Origin of the sequence: Variovorax guangxiensis, from assembly GCF_003952165.1 — a bacterium.
Classification (GTDB): domain Bacteria; phylum Pseudomonadota; class Gammaproteobacteria; order Burkholderiales; family Burkholderiaceae_C; genus Variovorax; species Variovorax guangxiensis.
The window spans coordinates 1-11,378 of sequence record NZ_RXFT01000017.1 but is presented as its reverse complement, the minus strand read 5'-3'; the positions used below and the strand labels follow the sequence as shown (position 1 = coordinate 11,378).

The following is an 11,378-nucleotide window of genomic DNA, read 5'->3' as shown; positions in this document are numbered from 1 at the left end:
AAAATGAAAAACAGCCTTTCAACGGAGGATTACGAGCAGCTCAAAAAATTCTTTGTCTGCTACGTTGATCTATTCGTCCCGCCAACACACCGAAGTGATGAACCCGAGCACCAGCCATTGGTGTTTCTCGGTAACTTGGAAAAGACCTCCCTCTCCAATGCCAAGAAAGGCTTACAGATGGCGGTCAATGATGTAGTTGAAATGAGTTCGGACTGGACACCGAAGCAGCTTGCTGAGGCCGATGCCAAATTTGCAGAAGTAGGCAGTCTCACCCTGAGTGAGGTCAGGCGGCGCTATTCGAAGAAATACCTGCAAATCCTCAAGCGAGGGACGATCCGTTCCGAGGCCGAGTACTACTTGGTCAAGGGCATCGTGGATGGTGGTGGGATTGAACCGGGCGCGACGGAAGCCACGCAACTGCAAGCCATGATGAGCGACTTCGAGACGAGGTTCGTTGCGGCGCAGAAACAGAAGCCTGCCTCGAAGTAGCCCGTCAGTAGCGGATGGCGATCACCGAATCAACGATGCCAGCAGATTACCGCCGCCGATGACCCGCGACTGTGCGTCCATCCCCTTGTTCGTCCTCGGTTGTAGAAGCCGACGATCCGAGAGCTTGCATCTCTGCCAGTCTGCTTGGTCGAAGATGACACGTTAGATGAGGCTCCCGCCCCACTATAGGCTCCTTGGGTTGCTGTAATTGCCCGTGGCAAAACAGCAACAGGTAGGACACTTTTAGTTTTGCAGGTACTTTTGCCGGTATCTTTCCTTGTGAAGATCAGAATCTCTAGGATCTATAAGCATTTCCAGGCGATATGTGATCCCTGGCGGCGGACCAGCTACCAAGCCGGACACTTTCAAAGGTGTCCGGCTTTTTTGTTTTTCGGTCCCTCTTTCGCGGTCAGCGCGATCCGGGCGAGGGGAGGCCACCGACAGAAAACCTGGGGACAGTCCCGGTACAAGTCATGCGTTATCCACAGTCGCAGCCGCTTGCCGGATGTTGTTCCCATTTCCGATGCAGCACCGAAGCACGCGCGCTCACAGCGGTACGGCGACCGCAAGTCCCTGTCGCGCAAGGAAAAAGCGGTACTTTCCACAGACAGGGTTTACCCTTATCTACTACTATCTTTAAATAAGAAAGAAAGTAAAGAAGAAAGGCGGGACAGAGAAAGAGAAAAAGGGAACGCCGGGTCGCCGTGTTCGCCGGCCACGGTGTCGGCGCTCAGCCCGCCGCGCGCTTCATGCGCCGCGCGGTCTCGACGACCGCGGCGCGCAGCGATTGCACCGTCGGGTGCGCCTCCAGTTCCTTCAGCGTGAAGAAGCTCACCGGCGGCAGGTTCCAGCTCAGCCGGTGGGGCAGCGCCGCGAGGTGCCCCGCGCCTTCCATGCCGGCCACGACGTCGCGCGCGAAGATGGTGATCGCGTTGGGCTCCTGGCGCAGCGCCGTCTCGATGCTGCGGATCGACGTGGTCTCCAGGATCGGCAGCGGTGGCTGCACGCCCGCGCCGACGAAGATCGCGTTGTAGGTCCTGCGCATCGGCGTGTTGGGCGGCGGCAGGATCCAGTCGAGCTGCGCGAGCCTGGCCCAGTCGAGCGGGCCGCGCGAGAGGCGCCGCACGTTCTTCGCGCCGACCACGAGGCAGGGCTCCTGCTCGTGGATCGCCTCCTGCACCAGCCCGGTCGCGTCGCCGTCGTAGGAGCGGCCGATGGCGCAGTCGAGTTCGCGCGCGACGAGGCTCGCGACCAGTTCGTCGGTGGTGCCTTCGCGCGCCATCACCGAGATGCGCGGCGTGCGGTCGAGCAGGTGGGTGAGTGCAGCCGACATCAACTGCTGCGGCACCTGCTGCGTGAACCCCAGCCGCAGCCGCCCGGCGCGGCCCGCCTCGAGCGAGGTGAGCACGCGCGCGGTGGCCTCGAGCTCGGCCAGCCAGCGCCGCGCATAGCGCAGCACCGCCTCGCCCGCGGCCGTGGGCACCAGCCCCCTGCTGGTCCGCTCGAAGAGCGTGCTGCCGAAGATGTCTTCCACTTCGTGCAGCGCCTTGGTGATCGCGGGCTGGCTCAGTTGCATCTCGGCGGCGACGCGGCCGAGCGTGCGGTGCCGGTCGATGGCCTGCAGCAGCGAAAGCTGGCGCAGCTTGAGGCGGGAGAGCAGCGCGCGCTGCAGTTCGGCGGCGGGGTCGCGGGCGGTGGGCAAGGTCATAACTCCACGGTTATCGAGCTATCAGAAATTATTTCACTTTGGTGAATCGAGGGTCCTAGACTTTTTGCATGGACCCGACCACCGCACCGCCAGCCACCTCCGCGACCTCCGCCACCGCCATCACGGCCGCCTTCCTGGACTCCCTGGCCGAGACGCAGGACGCCGGCGAGGCGATGCGGCTGATCGACCAGCGCCGGCTGCAGGTCGCGCCCGGCAGCATCTTCAGCATCCAGCAGAACGTGACGACCGACGGCGACGCCGCGGGTCAGGTCCTGCTGCGCCGCTTCTATTCGTCGGAGGCGTCGAGCTTTCCGGTGAATGGCGCGAAGCGCAAGACGCTCACGCCGTGGAGCGAATGCCTCTTCGTGCGCGGCCGTGTGTTCGTCGGCGAGGGCGAGCACGTGCTCGCGAGCAACTTCGACGACTTCGAGCAGATGCGCGAGTACCGCCTGCGCAGCGTGGTCAACGTGCCGCTGATGCAAGGGCGGACCTGCTTCGCCACCTTCAACGTCTTCGGCACGCGCGAGTACTGGCTGCCGCAGGAAGTGCTGGGCATCCGCATGCTGGCGCTCGCCGCCGCGCGCTGGGTGCCCGTCGCGCCCGGGCTCGCCTACAGCTTCGAGGAAACGCCATGCCTGTGACCGCCCTGCACCACTTCACGATCCGCTGCGCGCCGCACGAGCTGCCGCCGCTGCTGGACTTCTACACCCGCGTGATGCGCCTCACAGTCGGCGCGCGGCCGGAGATCCCCGCGCCCGGCGCCTGGCTCTATGCGGACGGCCAGCCGATCGTGCACCTCTACGCGCATCTCTCGACGCCCGACGAGCCGGTCGAGCCCGTCACCGGCCACGTCGACCACATCTCGTTCCGCGCCCATGGGCTCGCCGAGATGCGCGCGCACCTTCGCGCACACGGCGTCGCGTTCGCCGAGGCGCCGATCCCGGGCTGGGCGATCCACCAGCTCTTTCTGCACGACCCGCGCGGGCTGAAGATCGAGATGACTTTCTGGATGGACCAGGAAGATCGGCAGGGCGGGAAGGGGGGCACGGCATGACCGGCTTCCTGCAGGCCGGCGAACTGCGCGTCGCCTTCGAGCGCGAGGGCGAAGGCCCGCCGCTGGTGCTCATGCATGGCGCCGAGGCCTCGCGCCAGATGTTCTCGGCGCTGGTGCCGCATCTGTCGAAGCACTTCACCGTGATCGCCTACGACCAGCGCGACTGCGGCGAGACCGAAGGGCCGCAGCGCCCATCGACGCTGGCCGATCTTGCCGACGACGCACAGCGGCTCATCAAGGCGCTGGGCTTCAGGCGCGCGCACGTGTTCGGCTCGTCCTTCGGCGGGCGTGTGGCGCAGGCGCTGGCACTGCTGCATCCGCGCTCGGTCGACCATCTGGTGCTCGGCAGCACCTGGCCGCTGCCGAGGCCCTACGAAGAACTGTGCCCCGACGCGAAGCGCCTGGCCGAGCTGCGCAGCGGGCTACCGGCCACGGCGCAAGAGCTGGCGACATGGTTCTTCCCCGAAGCCTTCCTGCAGCAGCGGCCCGAACTGCGGAGCATCTTCGCGAGCGCACGGCCCGGTTCGGCGCGCTCCGCGCGGCGGATGGCGACGGCGCTGACCGCCATCGAGCGGGGCGTGGCAGACATCGTCGCGCCCACGCTGGTGCTGGCCGGCGAGCTCGACCGCGTGGTGCCCGCGAGCGTGACCCTATCGATGGCCGGCCGCATCCGCGGCGCCGATGCGGTGCTGCTGCCCGGCATCGGCCACGTCACCGCGATGCAAGCGCCGCAGATGCTGGCGCAGCACATCGTGCGCTTCCTCAAGAACTGAAACCCGAAGGAGCCAGGCCATGAGCACGAACCACGACCGCGCGCGCGGCCGCGCCGACTACATCCGCATCGAAGGGCTATCCAAGCACTTCGGCGACGCAACCGAAGGCGTGCTCGCGCTGAAGGACATCGACTGCAGCATCGAGCAGGGCAGCTTCGTGACCATCGTCGGGCCCAGCGGCTGCGGCAAGAGCACGCTGCTGCGCATCCTCGCGGGCCTGCTCGACTACGGCATGGGCCGCGTCGTGCTCGACGGCCAGCCCATACGCGGCACGCGGCGCGACGTGGGCGTGGTGTTCCAGAGCTCGATCCTGCTGCCCTGGCGAACCATCCTCGAGAACGTGATGCTGCCCGCCGAGGTGCTGGGCATTCCCGCGAAGCAGGCGCGCGAGCGCGCGATGCAGTTGCTGCACATGGTCCGGCTCGAAGGCTTCGAGCACAAGCTGCCGCGCCAGCTCAGCGGCGGCATGCAGCAGCGTGCCTCCATCGCGCGGGCGTTGCTGCACGACCCCAAGATCCTGCTGATGGACGAGCCCTTCGGCGCGCTCGACGCCATGACGCGCGAGCGCATGAACCTGGAACTGCAGCGCATCTGGATGGAAAGCGGCAAGACGGTGGTGCTGATCACGCACTCGATTCCCGAGGCGGTGTTCCTCGGCGACAGGGTCTTCGTGATGTCGCCGCGCCCCGGCACGCTGGAGCGCGTGCTGCCGGTGGACCTGCCGCGTCCGCGCTCGATGGACGTGATGTCGCACCCCGCCTTCGCTGCCGCATCCGCGTCGATCCGCCAACGCTTCTCGCATGCGGCTTCGTTCGACTGATTCCGTCCGTTCGATTCAAAGAGGCCACCAGATGACCACCGCCATGCTCGCCAAGTCCGACTCTCCTGCGCTATCCGGCGACCGCGCGCCGGCCCCCGCCGCCGGCCCCAGGCCGCGTCGCCGCGCCAACCCGCTCGCCTCGACGCGGGTGCAGTCGATCCTGCTGCTCGCTGCGCTGCTCGGGTCGTGGGAGGCGGGGGTGCGGCTCTTCAAGGTGCCGCAGCACCTCGTGCCGCCGGTGAGCGACATCCTGGTCGCGCTGTGGCGCGGCCTCGCCACCGGGCCGCTCGCGAAGGACGGCTTCTGGTACCACGGCGGCGTGACCGTGACCGAGATCCTGCTGGGCTTTCTCGTCGGCAGCGGCGTCGGCCTCGCGATCGGCATCGTGGTGTCGCAGATGCCGAGGGTCGAGGCGCTGCTGGAGCCCTACGTCGCCGCGCTGCAGAGCGTGCCCAAGGTGGCGGTCGCGCCGATCATCGTGGTGTGGCTGGGCTTCGGCGTCGGCTCGAAGGTGATGATCATCTGCCTGCTCACCTTCTTCCCCGTGCTGGTGACCAGCATCGCAGGCTTCAAGGCGGTGGACCCCGACCGCATCGACCTGCTGCGCTCGCTCTCGGCGACGCAGTGGCAGATCTTCCGCAAGGCCAAGTTTCCGAGCGCGCTGCCCTACATCTTCGCGGGGCTGAACATGGCCGCTGCCTTCAGCGTGGTCGGCGCGGTGGTGGGCGAGTTCGTCGGCGCGCAGGCGGGGCTGGGCGTGCTCATCCTGCAGATGGAGGCGCAGGCCGACACCGGCGGCAGCTTCGCGGTGTGCGTGGTGCTCTCGGTGATCGGCATCGTGATGACCGACCTGCTGCGCCGCATCCAGCGCCGCGTGCTGCACTGGATGCCGGCGGACACCTCGCAGCGGACGGTGAACGTCTGAACGCCGCATCCCCGCAATTCAGGATTCCTGTTTTTCCATATGAAGGAGCGAGCCATGTTGACGCGACGTGATTTCGGCCTGGGCCTCGGTGCCCTCGGCCTGGCCGGGAGCCTGCCGGCGCTGGCGCAGAGTGTGCGGGTGATGAAGGTGGCGAACACCGCGGCGGTGAACGATCCGCAGCAGTGCTTCTGCACCGCGGGCCAACACCCGAAGCTGAACTTCTACAAGCCCGGAGGCGTGGACGTGGAGTACGTCAACATGTCGAGCATGACGCAGGCGCTGCAGAGCCTGCGCGCCGGCCACGTCGACTTCGGGCCGGCGGTGCCGGGCATCCTGCTGCCCGCGATGGCGAAGGACCCGTCGCTCGACCTGGTGAGCGTCTACAAGTGGTTGCCGCGCAACGCAAACGTCATCGTGGTGAAGCCCGGCAGCCCGATCAGGTCGGCCGCCGACCTCGCTGGCAAGCGCATCGGCGTGCGCAGCCAGGGCGACACCGGCATCGTCATCACCAGGACCATGCTGGCCGAGCTGGGCCTGAAGGACGACGGCTGCGAGTACATCGCCATCGGCGACGGCGCGCCGGCCGGCGCGGCCATCGACAACGACCGCGTGGACGCGATGGTGGCCTTCGACACCGCAGCCGCCCGCATCGAGCTGGTGGGAACGAAGCTGCGCTACGTGCCGCTCACGCCCAGGTTCGCGCAGGTGGGCTCGGGCTGGATGTGCGTGCCGCGCAAGATGCTCAAGGAGGACCGCAAGTCGCTGGTGGCGCTGTTCCGCGGCATCGCGAAGTCGACCCTGTTCTCGAACGCGAATCTCGAAGCCGCGATCGACCTGCACTGGGCGGTCTATCCCGAGAGCCGGCCCAAGGGCCGCAGCGAGGACGACGCGCGCAAGGAGCTCGCCTTCATCCTGAAAGACCGCAAGAACAGCTGGATGCGCCGCCCCGACGACCCCGACCAGCGCATGGGCGCATCGTCGACGGCCGAATGGAAGGCCAACGTCGAGATGGCCGCCGAGGCCAGCAAGAACCCCAAGCTCGCGAGCGAACTCGGCGACCCGAACCGGCTGTTCACCAACGAACTGATCGACGAGATCAACGCCTTCGACAAGCAGGCGGTGATCCAGATGGCCCGCGAAATCAAGCTGTAGCCGCAGAAGGAGGATCAGCCCATGGACGTACTAATTTCCGGCGCCAGCATGGCCGGCCTGTCGGCCGCCTGCTGGTTCGCCCGCCTGGGCCACCGGGTCACCGTGGTCGAGCGCGCCGACGGGGTGCGCCCGGGGGGCGCACCCATCGACGTTCGCGGCCGCGCGCTCGGCACCGCGCAGCGCATGAGCCTCCTGCAGAGAATCGCCGAGGAGCAGGTCGCCATCGCCGAGCCGGCGCCGGTGCTCGACGGCAGCGGAACGCAGGTCGCCACGCTCGACCTGCGCTGGTTCGCCAACGAGACGGACGAGGACATCGAGATCACGCGCGACCGCCTCAACCGGATCCTGCTGGACGCCATTCCGTCGGGCGTGGAGTTCCGCTTCAGGACTTCGATCGTGTCGCTCGACGATCGAGCGGGCGGAGTGGACATCGGCTTCACCGACGGCGCGAGGGGCCGCTACGACCTGGTCGTCGGCGCCGACGGCCTGCACTCCAACGTGCGCAGGCTGGCCTTCGGGCCTGAGAGGGACTACGTGCGGCACTTCGGCCACTACGTCGCGCTCGTCGATCTGCCGCCCGGCCGGCCATGGCGCCGTGCGATGCTCAGCGTGCCCGGCCTCACCATCGCCGTGCGCGACGCCGGCGACGGGCCGCAGGGAATGATGATCGTCGCCAGCCCCGAGATCGACTACGACTACCGCGACCTCGATGCGCAGCGCAGGCTGCTCGGCCGGTTCCTCTCGCGCGTGGATGCCTGGCAGGTGCCTGCGATGCGCGCGGCCTTCATCGACCCCGATGCCAAGGGCTTCTACTTCGACTCGGTGAGCCAGACGCGCATGCCGGGCTGGATCAAGGGCAATGTCGCGGTCATCGGCGATGCGGGGCATTGCGCCGCGCTGCTGTCGGGCATGGGCACGACGCTGGCGATGGTCTCGGCGGAGCTCCTGGCGACCACGTGGACCGAGCACGGCGGCGACATGGCGGCGGCGTCGCCGGTCTATCACGAGAAGCTTCGGCCGTATGTCGAACAGTGCCAGGCATTCGCGAGCGAAGGCGCGCCGATCATGGTGCCCGCTACGCAGGAGGCGCTCGACGAGCGCAACGCGATGTTCCGCGCGTATGCGGACAGGTTCGCGAACGCGTGATCCGCATCGGCCGCGGCCCATGCGGCTTGTGAACATTCGACACCTGCGATCCGGCGCACACAGAGGCACCGCCGCCGCTGCGCGCATTCGTTCACGAATCCGCTGAAGCATTCGCCGGCGTCGAACGAAAGACGCCGCGCACTTGGATACTCCGACGAAACATGCCGCCGAACAGAGCGGCAACGAATGATTTCAGGGAGGATCCATGTCCATCTTCGATGGCACGCGCCGGCACGTTCGCCCGGCGCCGTGCGCCGTTGCGTCCGCGGTGGTGCGATGACGCGCCGGGTTTGCATTCAGACCCCCTTGGGGGAAGCGCTGCAGTTCCATCGGCTGACCGGCCGCGAGGCGCTGAGCCGGCTCCACGACTTCGAGGTGGAACTGCTGGGCAGCAGCAACAACGTTGACGCGAAAGCGCTGCTCGGCAAGACCGCCACCGTGGCAATGCAGACCGAGAGCGGCGGCACGCGCTACCTGGGCGGCGTCGTCGCGTCCTTCGGCCTGGCCGCAGAGGACGCACGGCACAGCTTCTACCGCATGAGGCTGCGCCCGTGGCTGTGGCTCGCGACGCGGCGAAGCGACTTCCGCATCTTCCAGGGCAGGACCGTTCCGGACATCGTCGCCGACGTGCTCGAAGCCTACGGCTACGCCATGGAGAAGCGGCTGGCCCGCGATTACCGCGTGTGGGAGTACTGCGTGCAGTACGGCGAGAGCGATTTCTCTTTTGTCTCGCGGCTGTGCGAGCTGGAAGGCATCTACTACTACTTCCGGCATGAGGCTCGGCGGCAGGTGCTGGTGTTTGCGGATGACGTGCTGGGCTCGCACGATCCGATGCCCGGAGGGGAGACGGTGCGGTTTCATCCGTTGGAAAAGGCGGGGATGACCGGCGGTGGCGATGGTTCGAACGAACGCATCCATGAGTGGCGCACGAGCGAAGAAGTCCGTTCCGGCCTGCACTTCACCAACGACTACGACCCGCTCAAGCCAAAGGCCGACCTCTCCAGCCGGCGGGAGCTGCGCACCGGCCACTCGCACGACGAGCTCGAGCTGTACGAATGGCCCGGTGGGTACAGGCATTACGACGACGGCGAGGCCTATGCGCGCACCCGCATCGAAGAGCAACTGAGCGGTGGCAGCGTTGCAAGCGGCCGTTCAAACAGGCGAGAACTCGCGCCGGGCTGCATCTTCGAGCTGGCGGGCCATCCGAGGGACGATCAGAACCGCAAGTACCTTCTGACTGCCGTCGACTACGAGTTGCGGGAGAACCTCCGGGCCACCGAAGGCGCCGATGCCGGCGAAGGCTCCGTCCAGCGCTTCGTCTTCGAGGCACAGCCCGTGAGCCACGCGTGGCGCACGCCACGCACCACGCCGAAGCCGCGCACCCGCGGACCGCAGACGGCCATCGTTGTCGGGCCGAAGAACGAAGAGATCTGGGTCGACCAGTACGGCCGCGTGAAGGTGCAGTTCCACTGGGACCGTATCGGGCAGCGCAACGAGAACTCCAGCTGCTGGATCCGCGTGTCCATGGCCTGGGCCGGAGAGACGTTCGGGGCGGCTGCGCTGCCGCGCGTCGGCCAGGAGGTGGTCGTCGATTTCCTCGGCGGCGACCCGGACTGTCCCATCATCACCGGCCGTGTGTTCAATGCCGAGAACATGCCCGCGTGGCGGCTGCCCGACCAGCAGAACCTATCGGGCCTGCGCAGCCGTGAATTGAATGCGGGTGCAGCAGGCGGATCGCGCGGCAACCACCTGGTGCTGGACGATCAGCCCGGAAAGATCCAGGCACAGCTCAAGAGCGACCATCTCAGCAGCAGCCTGAGCCTCGGCCACATCGGGCGCATCGACGACACGGCAGGCCGCAAGGACGACCGCGGCGAGGGCGCCGAGTTGCGTACCGATGGCCATGCCGCGGTGCGCGCAGCAAGGGGCTTGCTGCTCAGCACCGAGCCGAGGCCCGGTGCCGATGCGCACATCACCGATCTTGGGGAAACAGTCGCACGCCTGACGGCCGCGCGCGACCTGCATGAACGGCAGAGCCGGACCGCACAGGAAGCGAAGGCGCACGAAGCGGGCGACCAGGACGCGGTCACGCAGGCCCTCAAGGAACAGAACGATGCGATCAAGGGCCGCCATTCGCGGCATGGAGATTTCCCTGAACTCCGCGAACCGCACCTCGTGCTCGCCAGTGCGGCAGGCATCCAGAGCACGGCGGCGGGCGCCACCCACATCGCCAGCATCACGCACAACGCGTTGAGCAGCGGCGGGCACACCAGCATCAGCGCCGGCAGGAGCTTTCTGGTGAGCGTGAAAGAAGCCGTACGCCTTTTCGCATGCAAGGCCATCCGCCTGACCGCAGCCACGGCCGGCATCGACATCGTCGCCCTGCAGAACAGCATCAACCTCCTGGCGAGGCTCGACATCAAGATGGAGTCCGACAGGATCAGCATCAGCGCCAAGGAAGAGGTCGTCATCAACGGCGGCGGCAGCTTTTCCAGGTGGAGTGCCTCCGGCATCGTGCACGGCACCCAGGGCCTTTGGCGCGAGCACGCGGCCACCCACAGCTATGCAGGGCCGATGGACATGGCCAAGCGCCGTCGCATGGAAGGCGTGAGCCACGACGACAGGTACAGCGTGCGCTTCGCGCCCCTTGGCAGCGACGAGATCTTCAAGCACGCGGGCATGTCGGGGCTGCCCTACCGGATCCTCGGCGAGAAGCGCCAAACGCTGGCCGAAGGCGTCATTCCCGACGACGGACGGCTGCCCCGCGTCGCGTTCGAAACGCCGGACGAGGCGGTGCTGGTCGTTGGAGAGGAGGCCTGGGACTGGACGCCCGTTCCGACGATTCGCACCGAGCCAGGTGGCGCGCAGGACGATGACCAAGCCGGTGACGACGGCGTGACCGAATCGCCGGAAGCGGAAGACTCCATGTATGCCTCGGCTGCGGGCGCTTTCGACCTCGGCCACTTTCTTTCCGAGTCCGCCATCGAAGCCCACCTGAACGGCTTCGCTTGAGCTAGGGAAACACCCGCATGTCCAGACTGATATCCGCAACCTACCACCCCAACATCGAAGTCGCCGAATTCATCTGCGAAGACGGCCGTCACCTGCTGCGCTCGGGCGGAACGCTGCCGTGGCGCATCAACAATCCCGGCGACCTGACTGCCCGGATGGTTGATGGCGTGCCCGCGCCCAGAAAGGCCAAGGGTTACGTCGGATTCGCCACCACAAGATCGGGTAGGACCTTCCTGATCTTTCCCGATGAAGGCGCCGGCCGGGAGGAGCTGAAAGCGAACCTGAAGCGCCTGCATGGC

At 66.9% G+C, this 11,378-nt stretch carries 10 protein-coding genes and 1 pseudogene; 10 read left to right on the top strand and 1 reads right to left on the bottom strand.

Annotated elements, in window-relative coordinates:
* Positions 1-3: 3 nt before the first annotated feature.
* Positions 4-489, top strand: a complete 486-nt coding sequence (locus EJP67_RS28405) for a hypothetical protein (RefSeq protein ID WP_126025081.1) — start codon at positions 4-6, stop codon at positions 487-489.
* Between the two features lie 730 nt (positions 490-1,219).
* On the opposite strand, the gene EJP67_RS28400 is transcribed toward EJP67_RS28405, so the two are convergent.
* Positions 1,220-2,191, bottom strand: a complete 972-nt coding sequence (locus EJP67_RS28400; RefSeq protein WP_165909722.1) for a LysR family transcriptional regulator — start codon at positions 2,189-2,191, stop codon at positions 1,220-1,222.
* 74 nt (positions 2,192-2,265) lie between these two features.
* On the opposite strand from EJP67_RS28400, the gene EJP67_RS28395 reads away from it, so the two are divergent.
* The 9 genes and pseudogenes from EJP67_RS28395 to EJP67_RS28355 all read left to right on the top strand — a co-directional run.
* Positions 2,266-2,838 (top strand): GAF domain-containing protein, encoded by a 573-nt coding sequence (locus EJP67_RS28395; protein ID WP_126025079.1) that lies wholly within the window; start codon positions 2,266-2,268, stop codon positions 2,836-2,838.
* Positions 2,829-3,251, top strand: a complete 423-nt coding sequence (locus EJP67_RS28390; protein ID WP_126025078.1) for a VOC family protein — start codon at positions 2,829-2,831, stop codon at positions 3,249-3,251. The genes EJP67_RS28395 and EJP67_RS28390 overlap by 10 nt, the downstream gene beginning before the upstream one ends.
* On the top strand, positions 3,248-4,024 hold the full coding sequence (locus EJP67_RS28385) for an alpha/beta fold hydrolase (RefSeq protein WP_126025077.1): 777 nt from the start codon (positions 3,248-3,250) through the stop codon (positions 4,022-4,024). The genes EJP67_RS28390 and EJP67_RS28385 overlap by 4 nt, the downstream gene beginning before the upstream one ends.
* A 19-nt stretch (positions 4,025-4,043) precedes the next feature.
* On the top strand, positions 4,044-4,844 hold the full coding sequence (locus EJP67_RS28380) for an ABC transporter ATP-binding protein (protein ID WP_126025076.1): 801 nt from the start codon (positions 4,044-4,046) through the stop codon (positions 4,842-4,844).
* Between the two features lie 31 nt (positions 4,845-4,875).
* A complete protein-coding gene (locus EJP67_RS28375) occupies positions 4,876-5,769 on the top strand; it encodes an ABC transporter permease (protein WP_165909721.1) in 894 nt (297 codons plus the stop codon).
* Positions 5,770-5,823: 54 nt separating this feature from the next.
* On the top strand, positions 5,824-6,921 hold the full coding sequence (locus EJP67_RS28370) for an ABC transporter substrate-binding protein (RefSeq protein WP_165909720.1): 1,098 nt from the start codon (positions 5,824-5,826) through the stop codon (positions 6,919-6,921).
* A gap of 21 nt (positions 6,922-6,942) precedes the next feature.
* Positions 6,943-8,067, top strand: coding sequence for an FAD-dependent monooxygenase (locus EJP67_RS28365; RefSeq protein ID WP_126025073.1), 1,125 nt, complete (start codon positions 6,943-6,945; stop codon positions 8,065-8,067).
* A gap of 276 nt (positions 8,068-8,343) precedes the next feature.
* On the top strand, positions 8,344-11,079 hold the full coding sequence (locus tag EJP67_RS28360; protein WP_126025072.1) for a type VI secretion system Vgr family protein: 2,736 nt from the start codon (positions 8,344-8,346) through the stop codon (positions 11,077-11,079).
* A gap of 17 nt (positions 11,080-11,096) precedes the next feature.
* Positions 11,097-11,378, top strand: a pseudogene (locus tag EJP67_RS28355) (LysM peptidoglycan-binding domain-containing protein); the annotation flags it as partial.

Excerpts from the sequence above, each read along its gene's own strand:
- EJP67_RS28405 (WP_126025081.1), top strand. The coding sequence starts at position 4 with ATGAAAAACAGCCTTTCAACGGAGGATTACGAGCAGCTCAAAAAATTC.
- EJP67_RS28395 (WP_126025079.1), top strand. The coding sequence starts at position 2,266 with ATGGACCCGACCACCGCACCGCCAGCCACCTCCGCGACCTCCGCCACC.
- EJP67_RS28390 (WP_126025078.1), top strand. The coding sequence starts at position 2,829 with ATGCCTGTGACCGCCCTGCACCACTTCACGATCCGCTGCGCGCCGCAC.
- EJP67_RS28385 (WP_126025077.1), top strand. The coding sequence starts at position 3,248 with ATGACCGGCTTCCTGCAGGCCGGCGAACTGCGCGTCGCCTTCGAGCGC.
- EJP67_RS28380 (WP_126025076.1), top strand. The coding sequence starts at position 4,044 with ATGAGCACGAACCACGACCGCGCGCGCGGCCGCGCCGACTACATCCGC.
- EJP67_RS28375 (WP_165909721.1), top strand. The coding sequence starts at position 4,876 with ATGACCACCGCCATGCTCGCCAAGTCCGACTCTCCTGCGCTATCCGGC.
- EJP67_RS28370 (WP_165909720.1), top strand. The coding sequence starts at position 5,824 with ATGTTGACGCGACGTGATTTCGGCCTGGGCCTCGGTGCCCTCGGCCTG.
- EJP67_RS28365 (WP_126025073.1), top strand. The coding sequence starts at position 6,943 with ATGGACGTACTAATTTCCGGCGCCAGCATGGCCGGCCTGTCGGCCGCC.
- EJP67_RS28360 (WP_126025072.1), top strand. The coding sequence starts at position 8,344 with ATGACGCGCCGGGTTTGCATTCAGACCCCCTTGGGGGAAGCGCTGCAG.